The sequence below is a fragment of the Sphingobacterium yanglingense genome, from assembly GCF_004363245.1.
Taxonomy (GTDB): domain Bacteria; phylum Bacteroidota; class Bacteroidia; order Sphingobacteriales; family Sphingobacteriaceae; genus Sphingobacterium; species Sphingobacterium yanglingense.
Genome location: NZ_SNYV01000011.1, coordinates 1,057,095 through 1,076,907, shown reverse-complemented (window position 1 = coordinate 1,076,907; position 19,813 = coordinate 1,057,095). Strand labels below are relative to the sequence as shown.

The 19,813-nt window shown below is 42.0% G+C and carries 21 protein-coding genes; 14 read left to right on the top strand and 7 right to left on the bottom strand.

The features are described from left to right. Nucleotides 1-6 precede the first annotated feature (6 nt). From CLV99_RS06920 to CLV99_RS06910, 3 genes are read left to right on the top strand one after another with little or no spacing between them, the layout of a single operon-like run. Entirely contained in the window at nucleotides 7-663 is a 657-nt protein-coding gene (locus tag CLV99_RS06920) for a succinate dehydrogenase cytochrome b subunit (RefSeq protein ID WP_133583741.1), read from the top strand. Nucleotides 664-680: 17 nt separating this feature from the next. Further along, the gene (locus CLV99_RS06915) at nucleotides 681-2,597 is read left to right on the top strand and encodes a fumarate reductase/succinate dehydrogenase flavoprotein subunit (protein ID WP_133583740.1); all 1,917 of its coding nucleotides are present in this window, start codon (nucleotides 681-683) and stop codon (nucleotides 2,595-2,597) included. Between the two features lie 53 nt (nucleotides 2,598-2,650). Further along, complete coding sequence (locus tag CLV99_RS06910) at nucleotides 2,651-3,397, top strand: succinate dehydrogenase/fumarate reductase iron-sulfur subunit (protein WP_133583739.1); 747 nt, start codon at nucleotides 2,651-2,653, stop codon at nucleotides 3,395-3,397. A gap of 283 nt (nucleotides 3,398-3,680) precedes the next feature. Here the strand turns inward: CLV99_RS06910 and CLV99_RS06905 are convergent, their stop codons facing one another. Both CLV99_RS06905 and CLV99_RS06900 read right to left on the bottom strand, forming a co-directional pair. Continuing rightward, a complete protein-coding gene (locus CLV99_RS06905; RefSeq protein ID WP_133583738.1) occupies nucleotides 3,681-4,064 on the bottom strand; it encodes a hypothetical protein in 384 nt (127 codons plus the stop codon). A 159-nt stretch (nucleotides 4,065-4,223) separates the two neighbouring features. Continuing rightward, on the bottom strand, nucleotides 4,224-4,502 hold the full coding sequence (locus CLV99_RS06900; protein WP_162850042.1) for a DUF4342 domain-containing protein: 279 nt from the start codon (nucleotides 4,500-4,502) through the stop codon (nucleotides 4,224-4,226). Between the two features lie 183 nt (nucleotides 4,503-4,685). Here CLV99_RS06900 and CLV99_RS06895 point away from each other — a divergent pair, with 183 nt between their 5' ends. Then, nucleotides 4,686-5,921: a DEAD/DEAH box helicase gene (locus CLV99_RS06895; RefSeq protein ID WP_133583736.1), complete on the top strand. Its 1,236-nt coding sequence runs from the start codon at nucleotides 4,686-4,688 to the stop codon at nucleotides 5,919-5,921. A gap of 7 nt (nucleotides 5,922-5,928) precedes the next feature. Continuing rightward, complete coding sequence (ispE, locus tag CLV99_RS06890) at nucleotides 5,929-6,735, top strand: 4-(cytidine 5'-diphospho)-2-C-methyl-D-erythritol kinase (RefSeq protein ID WP_133583735.1); 807 nt, start codon at nucleotides 5,929-5,931, stop codon at nucleotides 6,733-6,735. Nucleotides 6,736-6,766: 31 nt separating this feature from the next. Here ispE and CLV99_RS06885 read toward each other — a convergent pair whose 3' ends face one another. Beyond that, entirely contained in the window at nucleotides 6,767-8,887 is a 2,121-nt protein-coding gene (locus CLV99_RS06885) for an ATP-binding response regulator (protein ID WP_133583734.1), read from the bottom strand. Between the two features lie 139 nt (nucleotides 8,888-9,026). Between CLV99_RS06885 and CLV99_RS06880 the strand changes: the two genes are divergently transcribed. The 3 genes from CLV99_RS06880 to CLV99_RS06870 are packed head-to-tail and all read left to right on the top strand — an operon-like array spanning nucleotide 9,027 to nucleotide 10,649. Beyond that, nucleotides 9,027-9,593: a YeeE/YedE family protein gene (locus CLV99_RS06880; protein WP_246032708.1), complete on the top strand. Its 567-nt coding sequence runs from the start codon at nucleotides 9,027-9,029 to the stop codon at nucleotides 9,591-9,593. Between the two features lie 4 nt (nucleotides 9,594-9,597). Next, on the top strand, nucleotides 9,598-10,008 hold the full coding sequence (locus CLV99_RS06875; RefSeq protein ID WP_133583732.1) for a DUF6691 family protein: 411 nt from the start codon (nucleotides 9,598-9,600) through the stop codon (nucleotides 10,006-10,008). An 8-nt stretch (nucleotides 10,009-10,016) separates the two neighbouring features. Further along, nucleotides 10,017-10,649 (top strand): Crp/Fnr family transcriptional regulator, encoded by a 633-nt coding sequence (locus tag CLV99_RS06870; protein ID WP_133583731.1) that lies wholly within the window; start codon nucleotides 10,017-10,019, stop codon nucleotides 10,647-10,649. Between the two features lie 44 nt (nucleotides 10,650-10,693). Here CLV99_RS06870 and CLV99_RS06865 read toward each other — a convergent pair whose 3' ends face one another. Continuing rightward, nucleotides 10,694-11,272: a PhnA domain-containing protein gene (locus CLV99_RS06865; protein ID WP_133583730.1), complete on the bottom strand. Its 579-nt coding sequence runs from the start codon at nucleotides 11,270-11,272 to the stop codon at nucleotides 10,694-10,696. A gap of 152 nt (nucleotides 11,273-11,424) precedes the next feature. Here CLV99_RS06865 and ypfJ point away from each other — a divergent pair, with 152 nt between their 5' ends. Then, nucleotides 11,425-12,288, top strand: coding sequence for a KPN_02809 family neutral zinc metallopeptidase (ypfJ, locus tag CLV99_RS06860; protein WP_133583729.1), 864 nt, complete (start codon nucleotides 11,425-11,427; stop codon nucleotides 12,286-12,288). A 1-nt stretch (nucleotide 12,289) separates the two neighbouring features. Here the strand turns inward: ypfJ and CLV99_RS06855 are convergent, their stop codons facing one another. Next, nucleotides 12,290-13,267 carry a long-chain-fatty-acid--protein ligase gene (locus CLV99_RS06855; protein WP_133583728.1) on the bottom strand — a complete coding sequence of 326 codons (978 nt, stop codon included), beginning with the start codon at nucleotides 13,265-13,267 and terminating at the stop codon, nucleotides 12,290-12,292. Between the two features lie 54 nt (nucleotides 13,268-13,321). On the opposite strand from CLV99_RS06855, the gene CLV99_RS06850 reads away from it, so the two are divergent. Beyond that, nucleotides 13,322-13,834, top strand: coding sequence for a hypothetical protein (locus tag CLV99_RS06850; protein WP_133583727.1), 513 nt, complete (start codon nucleotides 13,322-13,324; stop codon nucleotides 13,832-13,834). A 39-nt stretch (nucleotides 13,835-13,873) separates the two neighbouring features. Here CLV99_RS06850 and fabG read toward each other — a convergent pair whose 3' ends face one another. Beyond that, entirely contained in the window at nucleotides 13,874-14,617 is a 744-nt protein-coding gene (fabG, locus tag CLV99_RS06845; protein ID WP_133583726.1) for a 3-oxoacyl-[acyl-carrier-protein] reductase, read from the bottom strand. 284 nt (nucleotides 14,618-14,901) lie between these two features. Between fabG and CLV99_RS06840 the strand changes: the two genes are divergently transcribed. The 4 genes from CLV99_RS06840 (at nucleotide 14,902) to CLV99_RS06825 (ending at nucleotide 19,012) form a co-directional block, all read left to right on the top strand. After that, on the top strand, nucleotides 14,902-15,315 hold the full coding sequence (locus CLV99_RS06840; RefSeq protein WP_133583725.1) for a CBS domain-containing protein: 414 nt from the start codon (nucleotides 14,902-14,904) through the stop codon (nucleotides 15,313-15,315). Between the two features lie 342 nt (nucleotides 15,316-15,657). Further along, nucleotides 15,658-17,151, top strand: coding sequence for a malate:quinone oxidoreductase (locus CLV99_RS06835; protein ID WP_133583724.1), 1,494 nt, complete (start codon nucleotides 15,658-15,660; stop codon nucleotides 17,149-17,151). Between the two features lie 179 nt (nucleotides 17,152-17,330). Continuing rightward, the gene (pnuC, locus tag CLV99_RS06830) at nucleotides 17,331-17,933 is read left to right on the top strand and encodes a nicotinamide riboside transporter PnuC (RefSeq protein WP_133583723.1); all 603 of its coding nucleotides are present in this window, start codon (nucleotides 17,331-17,333) and stop codon (nucleotides 17,931-17,933) included. 5 nt (nucleotides 17,934-17,938) lie between these two features. Beyond that, entirely contained in the window at nucleotides 17,939-19,012 is a 1,074-nt protein-coding gene (locus CLV99_RS06825) for an acyl-CoA dehydrogenase family protein (protein WP_133583722.1), read from the top strand. Nucleotides 19,013-19,017: 5 nt separating this feature from the next. On the opposite strand, the gene CLV99_RS06820 is transcribed toward CLV99_RS06825, so the two are convergent. Continuing rightward, nucleotides 19,018-19,812 (bottom strand): hypothetical protein, encoded by a 795-nt coding sequence (locus tag CLV99_RS06820; RefSeq protein ID WP_133583721.1) that lies wholly within the window; start codon nucleotides 19,810-19,812, stop codon nucleotides 19,018-19,020. Nucleotide 19,813: the final 1 nt, after the last annotated feature.

Here is a 19,813-nt window from a genome sequence, read left to right as displayed (position 1 = left end):
AAGGCGATGTTGACAACATTATCTCGTAAAATGCTTCTATGTCTGACAGGGCTGTTTCTGGGTTTCTTCCTAATCATACATTTATTGGGAAATCTACAGTTGTTCCTGCCCGAAGAAGAGGCTAGACTTCAGTTTAATTGGTATTCTCATTTTCTATCAGGCAATGCGCTGATAAAGATGGTTTCCTATGTGCTTTATCTTAGTATTATCGTGCATGTGGTAGATGCGCTGATTATTACCTCGAAAAATAAAAAGGCCGCTAAGCCTTATCAAAAGGATAACAGAGGGCGCGCCAGTAAATGGTACAGCCGTAATATGGGGGTACTGGGTACGCTTATATTGATCTTTTTGGTTATCCATTTTCAGAATTTTTGGTACGTCTATAAATTTGGTACACTACCATTAGATGGCAATGGGAATAAAGATCTCTATCAGTTGGTGGTCACTACATTTCAGGAATGGTGGTATGTCGTTATTTATGTGCTGTCGATGGTGGCATTGTGCTATCACTTGATACATGGTGTACATAGTGCTATACGTACTTTGGGGGTATTTCACCCCAAATATGTACGCTGGATAAAGGTCATCGGTACGGTGTATGCTATCGTCGTGTGTGTGGGATTTGCGCTGATGCCTATTTACGTATATATCACTAGGGGTTAAACTTAAGATTGAATAGAATGAACTTAGATGCTAAGATCCCTGAAGGTTTATTGGAACAAAAATGGGAGAATTTTAAGAAAACGGCTAAGTTGGTCAATCCAGCAAACCGTAAGAAATTGGAGGTTATTGTCGTTGGTACTGGACTGGCGGGAAGCTCGATCGCAGCTTCGCTGGCGGAGATGGGGTATCAGGTCAAATCTTTTTGTTTTCAGGATAGTCCAAGGCGGGCGCATTCCGTGGCAGCTCAAGGAGGCGTGAATGCGGCAAAAAATTATAAAAATGACGGTGATAGTGTGTATCGTATGTTTGTGGATACGCTAAAAGGAGGAGATTTTAGAGCGCGTGAGGCGAATGTGTACCGTATGGCGGAATGCTCGCTGAATCTGATCGATCAGGCGGTGGCGCAAGGGGTGCCCTTTGGACGCGAATATGGGGGATACCTTAATAACCGCTCTTTTGGTGGGGTGCAGGTGAGCCGTACTTTCTACGCACGGGGACAGACTGGCCAGCAGTTGCTTTTGGGTGCTTATCAGGCCTTGATGCGGCAGGTAGGAAAAGGAACCGTCAAGCTGTACTCGAGACACGAGATGTTGGATCTGGTGATGATCGATGGCAAAGCCAGAGGTATTATTGTCCGTAATCTCGATACCGGAGCCTTGGAAAGACATGCAGGGCATGCGGTTATCTTGGCGACGGGAGGCTATGGAAAGATCTATTACCTGTCGACATTGGCTATGGGCTGTAACGGGTCGGCGATCTGGCGGGCGCATAAAAAAGGTGCCTTGATGGCCAGCCCGAGCTGGATACAGATACATCCGACGTCTTTGCCTCAGTCCGGAGATTACCAATCGAAGCTGACCTTGATGTCTGAATCGTTACGTAATGATGGCCGGATATGGGTGCATACTAAAACGGATGAAACAAGAAAACCGAATGATATCCCAGAAAATGAACGGGATTACTATTTAGAAAGAAGATACCCTGCATTTGGAAACCTTGCACCAAGGGATATCTCTTCTAGAGCTGCGAAAGAACGGATCGATGCTGGTTTTGGTATAGGTCCGCTTAAGAATGCGGTGTATCTTGATTTTGCGAAAGCGATCAAAGAGCAAGGACGGGGCAAGATTGAAGAAAAATATGGTAACCTGTTTGATATGTACCGCAAGATTACGGGGTTTGATGCGTACGAAGAGCCGATGATGATCTCTCCATCTGCACACTTTTCTATGGGTGGGCTGTGGATAGACTATGAGTTGATGACGACGGTGCCCGGGTTATTTGCATTGGGTGAGGCGAATTTTGCAGATCATGGGGCCAATAGGTTAGGGGCCAATTCATTGTTGCAGGCTTCGGTAGATGGTTATTTTATAGCACCTTACACCGTAGCCAATTACCTGTCTGGCGATATACACACTGGAAAGATTGATGATCAACATCCCGAATTTGATAAGGCGCAGGCTGCGGTAGAGGAAAATCTAAAGAAGCTCTTGGCTATTGGGGGAAGTAAGACGGTAGACTATTACCATAAGACATTGGGCAAGATTCTCTATGACTATTGTGGGCTGGCCCGAAATGAAGCGGGGCTGAAGGGCGCTATCACGGAGATTAGAAAGCTGAGGGAGGACTTTTATAAAAATGTCAAGATACCCGGGGATACGAAGGCTATGAATAGCGAGTTGGAAAAGGCGGGACGGGTAGCTGATTATCTCGAGATAGGCGAGCTGATGTGCTTTGATGCACTGACTAGGAATGAGTCCTGTGGTGCTCATTTCAGAGAGGAATATCAAACAGCAGAAGGCGAGGCTATGCGCAACGACGAGGAGTTCCAGTTTATCTCGGCCTGGGAATGGGCAGGAGCTGGGGCTGATCCGGTTCTTCATAAAGAAGAGCTCAAGTTTGAAGTATTAAAGCCTATTGTGCGCAGTTATAAATAAAATAAAAAGTCAGACCGATCTGTCAATAGACAGCTCAGAAAGGAATTATATATATGAAGTTAAATCTTAAAGTTTGGCGTCAAAAGGACCGGGAATCACAAGGTAAATTAGTCGATTATATTTTAGAGGATCTGAATCCACACATGTCATTCCTGGAAATGTTGGATACCTTGAATGAAAAGCTGATACTGACCGGTGATGAGCCTGTCGAATTTGATCACGATTGTAGGGAAGGGATATGTGGGCAATGTGGAATGATGATAAACGGTATTGCGCATGGGCCATTGCAGAATACCACAACCTGCCAATTGCATCTCCGATCTTTTACCGACAATGAAACTATTTTTATAGAGCCTTTTAGATCGCAGGCTTTCCCGATAAAAAGGGACTTGCGTGTGGATCGTTCGGCATTTGATCGGATTATTTCCAGTGGCGGGTTCGTATCTACTAATACGGGACAGGCTCCCGATGCGCATGCACTGCCCATTAGCCATCAGGTTACGGAAGAGGCATTTGATGCAGCGGCTTGTATAGGATGTGGTGCCTGTGTTGCTACCTGTAAAAATAGTAGCGCAGCGCTGTTTACATCAGCAAAAATAAACCATCTGGTACTGCTTCCGCAAGGGAAGGAGGAAAGGCAGGAAAGGGTGATCCGGATGGTCGAGCAAATGGATGCAGAGGAGTTTGGACACTGCTCGAATACGGAAGCATGTGAGGTGGAATGTCCACAGGGTATATCGGTTCTGAATATCGCACGGATGAACTATGAATATAACCGGGCACTCACTCGTAGAAAGTAAATAGGCTAAGGGAGTAATTTGTAAAAAGAGGAAGGTGACTTACATCGCTTTCCTCTTTTTTGTAGCTTTCCAACGCACAGAAATCTACTTATTAAACATGTATAATTTTGAAAAATCTAATTCTAACTTTTGTGTATCAGTAGGTTTGAAGTTTGAAATAAAGGTTTTCAAACGGGGAGAATGAAAACCTTTAATAACCAATTATAAACCTAAATTATGATGCTACAAATATAGTGTATTAATTACACTAAGTAAAATATTTTTTTATTTTTTTTGATATGGCTTAACGTTTACAGTCGGCTAGCCAACCTCTACCGTCTTTTGTAAAAGCTATTGACAGTTTCGATGCCGTTACGGTGATGGTACCTATTCCATTATCACTGAACATAATGGTATTGTTGTCCCCTTTTTTCATGGTGATATCCTTGATGGTCGGAATTCCATTTGAAAAGTTGAACGAGTAGCTGTCACCAACTTTGGTAACGGTCACTGAACCGTTGGTTGATGGGACATCGCTGTCGCCGTCTTGTGTGCTTTTAAAGGAGACTGTACCTTCATACTTGCCGATAAATAGGTCATTGTCCGCGGGGTCATCATCTTTACTGCACGATGTCAATGTAAATACTGCAATAAACAGTAGACTCAAGATTTTAATTGTCGTTTTCATATGTGTGTAATTTAGTTGTACGTTACAAAACTGATATCACACGCATAGGACAAGCGATGTGCCATTAGGTTCACAGAGACGTTGATATTAACACATAATTAACGAAATTTTATTTCTTTTCGATAAAGATGGGCTTATCCGAGTCTGTAAACAGGCCTTCTACTTAGAATCTAGTGCTTTCTGCCCATTGATATTATCTTGTATCTCGCGTTCGACTGTGACCTTGATGACACGAAGTAAAATCAGTGCCACTGCTATGATAGCTATGAAAGGGAAGATAATACCGATCAGCAAACCAAATATTAAAGGAATACTTAACCATTGTTTGCCTTCGTTGGAAGATACTGTAAGTTTGCTCTCTTGTATTACTTTAAAGATGTTCTGAACACCGCTTGTAATGTTTTCATTATTGAAATCGAATGTTGTTTTAGTAGCCATATCTTTTTGTTTTATTGTTTGTATACTCCAAAGGTAGCAGGAACTACGAATCCAGCACATGGCAAATAGGTTAGCTTGTAGAGATAGTCGGTAAACGTAGAATTTTGGTCGGTAAAGAGCGCGTGATTATTGCCTAAAAATTAGTAACTTCGATTAATTTTATAATATAGATATTTCAATACATTGAGATTTGACGAATTTGGCTTCATCCCTACACTGGAAGAAGGGCTCGACACCATGGGCTTTGTAGAAGCGACACCCATACAAGAACAGACCATACCGGTTATATTGGACAATGAAGATTTAATCGCCTGTGCTCAGACGGGGACAGGTAAGACTGCGGCTTATCTATTGCCTATCTTACATAAGAATGGGCTGGAACCAAGAGAGCGTGTGGACACTATTATACTGGTGCCGACGCGGGAATTGGCATTGCAGATCGATCAGCAGGTGATGGGGCTCGGGTATTTTACCGGCACGACTTCGATTGCTGTATATGGTGGCGGAGATGGTATGGGGTACGAACAACAAAAAAGAGCTATTCGTGAAGGCGCAAATATTATCGTAGCGACACCTGGTCGGTTGATCAGTCATATGAGCTCAGGTAAGTTTGATTTTAGCCAATTAAAACATCTTATCCTTGATGAGGCAGACACGATGTTGGATATGGGGTTTTATGATGATATTATCCGTATTATAAGCTATCTGCCGCAAAAGAGACAGACGCTACTGTTCTCTGCTACGATGCCTACCAAAATCCGGGGATTGGCAAAGAAAATCCTGAATAATCCAAAGGAAATAAATATCGCAATCTCTAAGCCTTCAGAAGGAATAGATCAACATGCATACCTTGTGTATGATGAGCATAAAAATGCGCTGTTGCAGCATATTCTGAGAGATCCGAAATATAGTACCGCAATTGTATTTGCATCCAAGAAGCAAATCGTCAAAACACTGGCACGGGATCTGAATAAAAGTGGTCTCGCGGTAGAAGGATTCCACTCGGATCTGAATCAGTCGGAGCGTGAAGATATCATGGGGCGATTTAGGGCTAAAAAGATCAATGTATTGATCGGTACAGATGTAATTTCCAGAGGTATCGATATTGTGGGGATCAGTCTGGTGGTCAATTATGATGTACCTCCAGATCCAGAGGATTATGTGCATAGGGTGGGACGTACTGCGCGTGCTGCGACCACGGGGACAGCAATTACTTTTATAAATGTCAAAGACCAGGGTAAGTTTGCGCTTATTGAAAAGCTGGTGGAATATGAAATCCGTAAAGAGACATTGCCTGAAGGATTTGCAGAAGGACCTGCTTATGCTCCTCGATTGAAGAGTAATAACAAGAAAAAACGAAAGCCTTTCAACAAAAAGGGGAATTTTAATAGACCCAAAAAGGCTTCTTCTTCCCAATAAGACAGGTATGATTTCATTTGCAAATGCGAAAATAAATCTGGGCCTTCTGGTCACTGAAAAGAGATCGGATGGTTATCATAATATAGAAACTGTTTTCTATCCGATCAAACTGTATGATGTGATCGAGCTAACCCCTGCGGAAAAGATGACATTCCAAGTGGATGGACTGTCTATTCCTGGTGGGGGAACTAATCTCTGTGAAAAGGCTTTTGAACTGTTGGATGCGGATTATGGGATTAGTCCGATGCATATACATCTCTTGAAAAATATTCCGATAGGTGCTGGATTGGGGGGCGGATCGTCGGATGCGGCATATGTGCTGAAGATGTTGAACGAGGTCAACGGTCTAGGTCTTTCTATGGAGGAACTTAAACCTTATGCAGAGCGATTGGGGGCCGATTGTGCCTTTTTTCTGGAGAATAAGCCTGTATTTGCCTCTGGTATAGGGACGACTTTTGAGGATGTCACGTTAGATCTATCGGGCTATTTCATCGCGGTAATAAAACCAGACATCCATATTTCTACGGTAGAAGCCTATCAGTGTGTCATGCCGCAGACTCCAGCGCTGGACCTGAAAAGAGCAATTCAACTACCTATACAGGAATGGAAATATCATTTGGTGAATGATTTTGAAATCGGTGTTTTTGAACGGTATCCGCAGATTGAAAAAATAAAACATTCGCTGTATGAGAAAGGAGCGATCTATGCGGCTATGTCGGGATCTGGATCTGCGGTGTTTGGGATTTTTGAGGAGGCAGTGGAACTCGAGGATTTAAAAAATTTGGGAACGGTGTACTATCCAGTTGATCTGTAGTACACCATTCCATTGGATATATCGATTGCGGCTATCCCTTTAATAAGGTCGCTACCAGATTGTTTTCGTTGATCGGCTTGTTTATGGTTCCATCGAAGCTGTATTTCTGATTAGATTTTCCTTCTAGAAGCATATTCTCTGCAGTACATACAAAGACTTTTGTGTGGGCTATCGCAGGAGTCGAGCGGATACGGTTTAATATGCCCCAACCATCCAATTCAGGCATGATAAGGTCGGTCACGACAATATCTACCGGGTTTGAGGCAAGGTACGCCCAAGCCTGTTGGCTGTTGTCAAACAAGCGTACGTTTTGATGGTTGTTGAACAGTTGCTGTATAAAGAACAGTCCGATACGGCTATCGTCGATAAAGACGATTCTGATATCTTGAGGTAAGCTCGATACCGTAAGCTGTTGTGATTCGTTCGCTTCCATATGACTCTTCTCTATAGGAACTTCGAAGATAAAGGTTGTTCCTTTTTCCGCTTCACTGATAAAGGATATGGAACCTTTTATCTGTTCGCTCAGTATTTTGGAGATATATAGGCCTAATCCAAAACCTCCAGATTTATTTTTATTGTCAGCGATGTAATATTTGCGGAAGATCTGGTCTTTTTTATTGTCGCTAATACCTATTCCAGTGTCGATGACACGGATAACGATACGCTGTTTGTCACCTACTTTTTTTACTTCGGCTGTAACAGTTATGGATCCCTTCTGCGTGTATTTGATCGCATTGGAAATAAGATTTGAAATTACCTGCTTGAAACGGAAAGCATTTCCCCATATCATCAGTTGAGGGGCGACTTTGTTTGCGTTGATTAACTCTAGCTTCTTTGTCTCTGCTTGGTACTGATGTAATCCTATGCTATCCTCGATAAGCTTATAAGGGGATATATAACCAAATTTGATATCCAGGGAGCCTGCTTCTAATTTGCTCAGATTTAGGATATCATTGACCGTACTATTGATTACATTGATGTCGTTGTCGATGGTCTGTATAATCTCTTTGTCAATGGTCTTCGCATCATTATTGTTTTTCAATATATTGACCACACCCTGTAGAGATACGAGGGGCGAACGCACCTCATGACTGATATTGGCGAGTACGTTTGTCTTTTCTTCGGCTATCTTTGATGCGTATTCCTTCTCATTAAGAAGCTTACGCTCGTATGAAGCTACTTGATACTGGTAATAGACAAGGAAGACAATCATAAGCAGCATAATGGCTAATGCTATAATTAATTGATTACCGAAGTTGGTGGAGTTTTCTTTGTAGAGTGCGAAATCTTGTTCTTCCGCTTGACGGATTCCATCCAGCTCTATCTGTCTTAAGTTTTCGATGCCGATTTTTAAACTGTTCAGCAAAGCGTAATTGGAGGTGATCAGCTCTTTTTCGGCTTCTTGTAACTTTCCGAATACAGCACGGAGATCACGGAGGTTGTTTCTATAAATCCGCTCATTGGTGGATATCAGTTGGTCTATATTACGTTGGACAAGATCAATCTGATTTACATTCAATACTTCGTTGGTCTTTTGATTGACCAAGGTATCGTTCTTTGCTTTAAATATTCTGTTGAAGAGACCTTCTTTTTTCTTTACTACGGTATCTTGTTCTTGTGCAACTTTGAGGGTATCTCTTAATATTTTGCTGATGATAGAATCCGATTGTGTAATCCTCGGTTTCTGTGATGTGGTATGTGTTCTTGATGTAAGTGTCTGTAGCGAGTCTTGGGCATAGTAGACGATATCGTCGACCTGTTTTTTGAGATGCGCATATTGCAGTGCCAAGCTACCTTCGGTAATGCTGTTGCCAGCACTGCTATTGATAGGATTGCTGTCTATCGGTAGGGCTGCCAGCGAGTCGACGACCAATTTGATCGTGTCCAATTTATTGCGGTAGCCTGTGAAGTCGTTTTCGTCAAAGTTTATGGTATACAATCGAAACAAATTGTCGGCCTCTGTAAATGTCGAAAATAGTTTGTATAATGCTGGAGATTGTAGGTTTCCAGAGGAGTAGGCGGCATTGAGTCTACCTTCTACTTTTTTGTACTGTAAGTATTGATAGATAAATATCGTACTTAGTATAGCGAATGATAAAATAAGGCTGAATAGTACTATTCTCCTTAAAGTTAAATTTGATTTGTCTGACACGGACTACGTCTTTTTTCAGTATAAAAACATGTTGGAATTAAACGGTTAATATACTGTGTGTTAATTGTTGATTCCTAACGGGGCAAATGTAACAAAAGTAACCGAGGAAATTAAGTGCACTGATTATATTTGTGCAAATATGAAATATTTTTTACATATGGAATGGATTTATAACGCTTGGCCTTGGTATGTGGGAGGCCCTTTGGTTGCATTGATTATGCTGGCATTGATTTACTTGGGGAAAAGTTTTGGGTTTTCTTCAAATTTTCGGACAATGTGTGCGATGGCAGGAGCCGGCAAGTCCTGTAGCTTTTTTGATTTTGATTGGCGGACCCAACGTTGGAATTTATTGTTCCTACTGGGGTCGATAGTGGGAGGTTACGTCTCTGTACACTATTTGTCGGACAATCAGGTTCCTGCAATCTCTACGGAAACAATCGCCCAGTTGAAGTCGATGAACTTTGAGAGTGCTGGTGCTACTTTTGTGCCAACAGAGATATATGGTGATATGTCCCTGTCTAATGTGTTGCTGTTGATTGTAGGCGGTCTATTGATCGGATTTGGGACGCGCTATGCAGGAGGCTGTACTTCTGGACATGCCATATCGGGATTGAGTGATCTGCAATTGCCTTCTTTGATTGCGGTGATTGGTTTTTTTATCGGAGGCTTGCTGATGGTTCATGGCTTGTTTCCCCTAATTTTTTAAGTTTATGAGACAACTTGTATTTATAGTTTTAGGTGTTCTTTTTGGTGTAGTGATGTATAAAGCGGAGGCGGCTTCCTGGTTCCGGATATATGAGATGTTTAATTTTCAATCTTTCCATATGTATGGTTTTATGGGAAGTGCACTGGCTGTAGGGATTGTAGGGGTACAATGGATGAAACGCTCGGCCAAGAATGTGGACGGAGAGCGAGTCGCTGTAGCTCCTAAGCAAAAGTCTATAACGCGTTATCTGGTCGGAGGGATCTTCTTTGGATTGGGGTGGGCATTGGTGGGGGCTTGTCCGGGACCTATGTTTGTACTATTGGGGGCAGGAGTATTACCTATGCTCATAGTGATAGTGAGCGCTTTATTTGGTACCTTTATCTACGGTGTACTAAAAGATAAATTGCCGCACTAGAGACTAATATGCAGATAGAGGAAATTTTAGAGAACTATTACCCTGAGAAGTTTGAACCGGGACTTGTTCAAGAAATCGCTGATGTAGCACAGTTAAAGCATTTTCGGGCACAGGATATTCTGATCGATATGGGGCAGACTGTTACGGTTATGCCTATATTGTTGGAAGGAGCTATTAAGATTATGCGGGACGATTATGATGAAGGCGAGTTGTTGCTGTATTTTTTGGAGAGAGGGGATACCTGTGCAATGACGATGGCTTGTTGTCTAGGAGATAAACGTAGTAATATTCGTGCTATAGGGGAGACTGATGGTATGGTACTTATGATTCCGGTACAGAAAATGGAGGATTGGTTGGCCAAATATCCTTCATGGCGGAAGTATGTATTCGATAGCTATAATAATCGAATGGATGAGATGCTAGAGGCGATAGACAACTTGGCTTTCAAGGATATGTCGGGTAGGCTAAAATCTTATCTGTTGAATGTGGCTACAATAAATAAGGGAAAGGTGGTCAATAAGACCCATTTGGAGATTGCCAATGAGTTGAATACTTCGCGTGTAGTAATCTCGCGCCTGTTGAAATCACTGGAGAAGGATGGTTTTCTGGTGTTGAACAGAAATGTAATCACGATTCAATAATAAAAGCTGTACGAAAAGGTTAATTTTTTCGGACAGCTTTTGTATTATCCTTTACGAAGGTACTTCGTCAGGATGACGATAGTCTGACCTTCTATTTTGCCTTCTATCTGTTCGGTATTGTCGGGTACTAAACGAATGTTTTTGACTACTGTACCCAGTTTTGCATTCAATGAAGAACCTTTTACATCTAAGGTTTTGATCAATACAACGGTGTCTCCTTCGTGTAATCTTGCTCCATTAGAGTCTTGGTGGAAGTCTACCGTGCCATCCTGCTCATGATCTCCTGTTTTCTTTGCCCATTCTAGATTCTCATCATCAAGATAAAGGATTTCTAGGTTGTCTGCGGCCCAGGCTTCGTTGCGTAGACGGCTCAACATACGCCAAGCAACCACTTGTACTGGGGCATGCTCTGACCACATGGTGTCCGATAGTACTCTCCAGTGTGATGGATTTAGTTGCTCTCTTTTTTCTATCTGGGATTTACATACTTCACAAACCCAGATACTGTTATCCAGGTTGGCATTGGAAGTCGGCGGAACTTCATACTTGGATAAGTCTGAACTGCTTGTACAAAGCTCACATTGATTTCCACTTCTTTCGGCTAATAAGTTCTCTAAATTCATAGGGCAAAGATACGAATTTTTTACGCAACACTTTGGGGCTTCAGATATTTGTATGGGGGAGTGACGCACTTATAATATCATTTTGAAACGGCTCTGTTTTGGCAGAGATTTTGTGCTATCGCTTAGAATAAATTAACTTAAATAAGAAAATTATGAAATGGCAAGGTGGTCGACAAAGCGGTAATTTTGAAGATAGAAGAGGGATGTCTTCTGGTGGAAAAGTAGCTGTCGGTGGTATCGGCGGTGTTATTATTTTGTTGATCGGTCTTTTTATGGGCGGCGACCCAGCGCAATTGCTGCAGCAGATGGGAGCGAACCAAGAGGTGGCAACGGGGGAAGTGAGGGAGCTGAGTGCAGAGGAGCAAAAGTTGACCGCATTTTCGCGCGTGGTATTACAGAGCACAGAGGATGTATGGGGCAAGTTGTTCAAAGAACAGGCGAATGCGGATTATCCGCCTACCAAGTTGGTCGTTTATGATCGTAATACACCGACAGATGGGTGCGGTATGGGCCAATCGGCCTATGGACCGTTCTATTGTCCGGCCGATCAGACGATTTATATGGACTTGACATTCAATGAGGAGCTTAAACAGCGTTTTGGTGCCAAAGGAGAGTTTGCCTTGGCTTATGTAATAGCGCATGAAGTGGGACACCATATACAGAATATTCTAGGGGTGTTAAAGCAGACGAATGAGCTGCGTGCCAAAATGAGTGAAAGGGAGTATAACAAGATTTCGGTGATGACTGAGCTACAGGCTGACTTTTATGCAGGGGTATGGGCGCACTATGTCAATAAAAATTCGGATATCGAGTTGACCTACGAGGATATTGTCGATGGAATGCAGGCAGCGGCAGCGGTAGGTGACGACCATATACAGGAACAAGCCCAAGGGCATAGTAACCCAGAGTCTTTTACGCATGGCACTTCAAAGCAGCGTACAGCTTGGTTTAAGAAGGGCTATGATACAGGCGATTTGAACGCAGGAAATACGTTTGAGGACCGTAGTCTGAAGTAAGCTATTGCACTAGAAGGTTGCAACCACGTATATCGGCATTGTCAAACCGGCCCAGGATCTCAAAAGACTGGTCAGCATGTATCTTGCCTAGGTCCTGTGTCGCGATAAAGGAGCAGGAGTAGTAGTTGGCCAGGTCGATTACATTGATAGCGCCCGTCTTTTTGTCTGTCAGCAAGGTAAGTGGGTCGTTGGTGTCGCGAATAAGGATTTTCATCCATGGTGGCGTTTGAAATATACCGTCACCATAAGAATAACCCTGAGATAGTAATTCGGTCATTCCGTACTCTGAATGTATATGAGGTACACCAAAGCCCATTTTTAATTGTTCATGTAGCTCTTCGCGTACCATTTCTTTGCGTTTTCCCTTCATTCCACCGGTCTCCATAACGATCAATTTGGGGAAATCTATTTGGTGACTGTCAATAAAATCTAACAGGGCATAGGTGACACCGATAAGGATTGTCTTTGTTCCTTTTTGCTGTAGCTGCTTTAAGCTGTTGTAGAGGTCATCATGATTATATAGAAAGTACCCACTTTCGGTCTGCTGTGAGGACTGTATGAGGTCATCCACCATATAGATAAGTGATGATCCTTCGCGTTCGAGGTAATTAGGCAGTAAGGCGAGAATAGCAATATCTTGGACATCACCGTAGAATAAATCAAACGCTTTTCGAAAGCTATCGGTGTACCAAGAGAGATCGGGCACAGGATGCTTGCTCGTAATCATACCAGTAGTGCCAGAGCTACTGAAGGTAATTTCGGGCGAGTGGTTTTCTGCAACAACAGCGTGTGTCTTGAAGAATTGAATCGGCAGAAAGGGAATCTGTCTGTAGTCGACGATAGTCTCTGGCGCGATGCGTAAGGCTTGTATATAGTCTCTGTATACAGGTGTATGCTGTGCCTGAAAGTTGAAAATTTCGAGGGCTATTGTGTTAAAGTCCTGCTCTGTCTGTATATTGAAAACCTGATCCCTATGCATATCGAGTGCAAACTTAATCGAAAAAAGTAGAAAAAAAGGTAAAAAAGTGACTGATTGTTTGCTTTTAGTGATTACTTTTTGGTGAGACGTGTTCCCTTGTTCGGTTTTAGTGATTACCTTTTGGCAAGAAGTGTTCTCTTGTTCGGTTTTAGTGATTACCTTTTGGCAAGAAGTGTTCCCTTGTTTGGTTTTAGTGATTACCTTTTGGCAAGAAGTGTTCCCTTGTTTGGTTTTAGTGATTACCTTTTGGTGAGAAGTGTTCCCTTGTTCGGTTTTAGTGATTACCTTTTGGCAAGAAGTGTTCCCTTGTTTGGTTTTAGTGATTACCTTTTGGCGAGAAGCGTTCTCTTATTCGGTTTTAGTGATTACCTTTTGGTGAGAAGTGGCCCCTTGTTCGGTTTTAGTGATTACTTTTTGGTGAGAAGTGTTCCCTTGTTCGGTTTTAGTGATTACCTTTTGGTGAGAAGTGTTCTCTTGTTCGGTTTTAGTGATTACCTTTTGGCGAGAAGTATTCACTGGTTCGCCCAAAGTGTTTGCTTTTTTGGAGAAAAAGCTGTTTCTAAATAGAGGTCCTTTTGATTGTTATGTCAAAAGGACCTATGTGTATTATAACATACCGCCGTCTACAGGAAGCACTTGGCCTGTAACATATGCGGATAGATCTGATGCTAAGAAAAGACATGCATTAGCTACATCTTCTGGTTCGCCACCGCGTTTCAAAGGAATACCTGCTTCCCATCCTGCGACTACTTTTGGATCCAATACGTCTGTCATTTCTGTACGGATAAAACCTGGAGCGATTACATTGGCTCTGATGTTTCTAGAGCCTAATTCTTTTGCTACAGATTTTGTAAAGCCAATAATACCTGCTTTTGAAGCAGCGTAGTTTGCCTGTCCGGCATTACCTTGTACACCGACTACCGAAGACATATTGATAAATGAACCTTTTCTGTTTTTCATCATTACCTTAGAAGCTGCTTTGGTAACGTTGAAGATGGATTTAAGGTTGATATTGATTACATCATCCCAGTTTTCTTCTGTCATACGCATCAAAAGACCGTCTTTTGTGATTCCGGCATTGTTAACGACGATGTCTAATGTGCCAAACTCGGTAACGATATCATTGATAAGCTGTTCGGCTTCATCAAACTTGGAAGCATCCGAACGGTATCCTTTTACCTTCGTACCAAAAGCTTGTAGCTCCGTTTCTAGGGCCTGACCTTTCTCAACAGAGGATAGGTAGGTAAAAGCTACGTTGGCACCATGTTGTGCAAATACCTCTGCGATCTTGCGGCCAATCCCTTTTGATGCTCCGGTAACTAACGCTGTTTTTCCTTCAAGTAGTTTCATATGTGTATTAATTTCTAACTTATTTCTTTGAGACAAAATGATAATTTAATCTGTAGTTCGCAAAAATAGGTAAATTTTGACATAACGCTAAGTTTATTAAAAAACGATTTTGATAAAGCTTATAAGGCACAGAATAAAACAAGACCAGATTTCAAGTTACGAATAAAATATTATCTATACCTGTTTGTAAATCACTTTTTTAAGTGATATGTGTCCTGTTTTTTATGCCTAAAGATGTTGATATTTGGGTATAGCAATAAAGGAAATCATTTAAATAAAATAGTATGAAACAGCGAGTTCCAGTATCAGAGATTATGACAAGAGAGTTGGTTACCTTAACTCCGAAAGACAGCTTGTATGACGCAGAAAAGCTATTCAAGAAACATAATATCCGTCATCTTCCTATTGTTGAAGACAAGAAGTTGGTCGGTGTTGTAAGTTACTCTGATCTACTAAAAATCAGCTACGCTGATGTAACAGAAGAGAATGATATTGAAGCTGTGGTGTATGATATGTACACTATTCCTCAATTGATGGCCAAATCACCGGTTATTGTAGGTCCTGATGCAACGATTAAAGAAGTAACGGAGATACTATCCGGTGTTACTTTCCATTCGATACCAGTTGTTAAAGATGAAGAATTGGTAGGCATCGTAACTACAACGGATTTATTGAAGTATTTTATTGATCAATATTAGTAGCTGTATCTTCAGTTGTGATGGTCTGTCCTCCGTCCAAAGCGAAGGACGGATCGTCAAATGGATTTCTTGCTTTTCTCCTCCCAGCATACGCTAGTTAAATTAATTAACTGGCAATCCGTGAAAACGTATCTTTCTTAGTTTTTAAGGTTCCGATTCGATTCCAAGGACAACTTTGAATTAATTGGGCTATTAGGACTTGTTTGAGTCGTTATTCTAATTTTTACTTTGCAAAAACGAAGTGCTTTGTTCGAATAAAATGTAGTGGAAATGAGAGAATTTTGACAAAATGATTCGTAATAACCAAAAACGAATGTTAATTTTGCAACAATTAAATAAGTCATGGGCAAGAAAAAACAAAATACTGAAGTTGATGTCGTTCTGATTGGTGGTGGTATCATGAGTGCTACGCTAGGAGCTCTGATCAATGAGTTGAATCCAGATATCAATATTGAGATTATTGAACGTTTGGATGTTGTTGCAGCGGAGAGTTCGGATGCATGGAATAATGCAGGAACAGGGCACTCGGCTTTATGTGAATTAAATTATACCCCTGAGCAGGAAGATGGCTCAGTGAAAGTGGATAAAGCCATAAAGATTGCGGAACAATTTGAAGTTTCTAAACAGTTTTGGGCTTATTTAGTAGAGAAGGGTGTCATAAAAGACCCAACTCATTTTATCCGTCAAGTACCCCATATGAGTGCGGTGTTTGGCGAGAAGGATGTCCGATTTTTGAAGACGCGTTTCGAAACAATGGAAAAAGAAACGTTATTCAAGGGAATGAAATATACCGAGGATAAATCCTTGTTGGAGGAGTGGATCCCGTTGATGATGAAGGATAGGGCTGCAAATGAGCCTATGGCTGCGACCCGAATGGATATCGGTACAGATGTGAATTTTGGTGCGTTGACTAAGGATCTGATCAATTATTTGAGTACTAAAGGTAATATCAAATTGTCTTTGCACCAAGAGGTAAAAGATATCGAACGTGAGGATGATGGCCGTTGGGAGGTAGAAGTGAAAGACCTTAAAACGGGTGATAAGCGAGAGATTAAAGCGCAGTTCGTATTTATTGGTGCTGGTGGACACTCTTTATTGCTTTTGGAAAAATCAGGTATTCCTGAGGCTAAAGGTTATGGCGGATTCCCGGTAGGAGGACAGTGGTTGCGCTGTACGAATCCAGATATCATTGCACAACATCGTGCGAAAGTATACGGAAAAGCATCTGTAGGAGCACCTCCGATGTCTGTTCCGCATTTGGATACCCGTTATATTGACGGTAAGCAAGCATTACTTTTTGGACCTTACGCTGGTTTTTCGACTAAGTTCTTAAAACAAGGTTCGTATTTTGATTTACCGGCTTCTATAAAGCTATCGAATATAAAACCGATGTTGTCCGCTGGATTGGATAACCTTCCGTTGACAAAATATCTGATTACGGAGGTGATGAAAAAACCGAAGGACAAATTGGATGCCCTGAAGCAGTTTATGCCTACAGCACGACTAGAAGACTGGGCGATAGAAAAGGCAGGACAACGTGTACAGGTTATTAAAAAAGATCCTAAGCATGGTGGAGTGTTAGAGTTTGGAACTGAGGTGGTATCTAGTGCTGATGGTTCAATTGCGGCATTATTGGGAGCTTCTCCAGGAGCGTCTACTTCGGTTGCGATTATGATCCAGCTATTGAAACGCTGTTTCCCCGAACGTGCAAAATCGGATGAGTACCGCAAGAAATTGCGTGAAATGATTCCTTCTTGGGGACAGGCATTGAACGATAATCCGGAGCTTTGCGCAGAGATGCGCGCGCATACGCATCGTGTACTGCAGTTGGATTAATAAGAATAAAATAGACATTTTATGGGGTGCGGTTCGGTATCATCTAATGATACGGAGCAGAGCTGAGATTATACCCAATTCTACTTCGGTAGGAGGAACCTGATCCAGGTAATGCTGGCGTAGGGAATAATTTTTTCGAAATAGCATCTCCATAGATTGTGTCTTTGAATACATCATTTATGGAGACTATTGTTGAAAATATAAGTAACGCATTTCTACAGACTTCCTGGCTAGAGCGTTTTTCAGTACTGTGTGGTATTATACAGGTACTGCTTTCCAAAAATAATAAGGTATCTAACTATTTTTTCGGCATTATGGGAATCGTGTCCGGAATGTATGTGCTATTCGGTGCGAAGCTCTATGCGGAGATTGCATTGAATATGTATTACTTGATAATGAGTATTTACGGTTGGTGGTACTGGACGCACAATATGGAAGCGAGACAGCAGCCGATAAGTAGCTGCAGCGCTAAAGATTGGCAGGTGGTCGCGTCGATCAGTCTCTTAGGATTTGGCCTTCTGTATCTTATTTTAGAGCATGTGACGGATTCCGATGTGCCTGCATGGGATGCCTGGGTCTCGGCTACGGCATGGGCGGGTATGTGGTTACTGGCCAAACGTAAGTTGGAGAATTGGATTCTACTAAATATCAGTAACCTTTTTGCCATTCCGTTATTGATACATAAGGAACTCTATTTATTTGCCGCACTGACGACTTTTCTATTTATAGTCGCTATATTCGGCTATTTTAATTGGCGAAAGCTGATGGTTACCACAAAATGAGAACGATGATAAGTGAAGAAGCTATACAGCTGATAAAAGATAGTCAAGCTGCATCTATACATGCGAAGACGCTAGTAGCGCAGCAATTGTCCCTGATATACGATAATAACTGGTTTAATATCTGGGTGCCTAAAGTATTGGGAGGAGGGGAGCTGGATTTAAAAGAGGGATTGGCCTTGTTGGAGGAACTGGCCTATTGGGATGGTGGATTAGGCTGGACGGTAACGTTATGTGCTGGAGCGAATATGTTTGCTGGTTACTTGGATGGTAATTTGGCCAAGGAGGTGTTTTCGGATAGAAAGGTTTGCTTTGGTGGCTCGGGACGTGCTACAGGAAAAGCGGTATGGGACGGTGAAAGCTATAAGATAACGGGATTTTGGCGCTTTGCTACAGGAGCACCACATCTATCGCATTTTACATTGAATAGTTTTATATACGACGGGGATGAACCTCGTTTGGACGCGGAAGGAAACCCTATTTTTTATTCTTTCTTTGTACCCAGAGATAAGGTGTTGGTTCATTATGACTGGGATTCTTTTGGGTTGGCGAGTACGGCGAGCCATAGTTTTTCGCTGGAAAATACGGTCGTAGAAGCTAATCATGCTTTTCAAATTAGACCGGAGCATCGAATTGATGACAATACATTGTACCGTATCCCGTTTATTCCTTTTGCCGAATTAACGCTGTTGGTCAACTATATGGGGATGTATAGAAGGTACTTGACATTAGTGGAGAAGTTCTTTTTTGAAAAGTCGGCAGACGAGAACTGGCAGGCAAAATATGGTAAGGAGTATTTTAAGAAAGTAGATGGATTGCAAGTCCAGTTGGAATCGGATAGGGCTAAAGTCGGAGAGCTAACGGATCAGTTGTGGTTGTTGGCACTTCAAGATAATCCTTTAGATACGGTGCTGACAACCGAGATTACATCTACCGCGCGCGGAATTGTAAAACACATCCTCGCGGAGGTCGTTACGCTATTTCCTTTATTGGGTATTAATGCCGCACAAAATGGACGGGAGATCAATACCGTATTTAGAAATATATTTACGGCGAGCCAGCACAGCCTACTGAATTTGTAAGTATACTAACAGTCAAACTGTACATTCCCATCGTAAGCATAGGGACTAGCAGATAGGATGATAATCATGCGTCGCTCTTCGTAGTCGCGGGGACTAGAGAAAATAAAGTCTGGTAAGCCATCTTTATCGAGGTCGCCGATGAATTCTAGTTCGGTAGAAGTATCGTTATAGGCTGTCTGATCTATAATGGTACGGAGGTAGGTCCCGTCTTTGTATAACTTTAATGTGTACCGGGCATTTGGATTGTTGCGCTCTTGATCTTTATGAAATAGAATGCCTGTCGCCTGCAATTTGTACTTTTGGTTTTTGTAGGTGAATTCAAAAGGTTTTCCTGGCTCTATTATTTTATTTTTGAACGCTACGCTATCTACTGCTCCTTTCTGTATAGAAGGGATGTCGAAAAAGACAAGGACATCTTCTTTTGGAACTATGGTTTCTGTGGGTAAACCAGAACAAGGCTCCTCATCTTCGTTTTCAATGTGGTAAGAAACCGATTGTACGTGGTAGGAACCATTTTTATGGTGCAGTTCGAGCCAGTTTTTATTGATTACCTTGGAAACCACTTCATTTTCCCACACCCTATAGGTCGTAGGCATTAAAATACGGCCATCTATAATCGAGTCGACTTCTGCGGTAGTGATTATCTCCTTGGGAGAAGCTGAAAGCGAATCTGTCTGGATATGCTCTCCAATAGAATCTTGCTGCTCAGGTATCTCTACTTGTTGCTGTTTGTCATTTGAAGTATTCTGACAGGCAAAAGCAGTTGTCAGGAACAGAAGGAGATAGCCGTATTTTTTCATA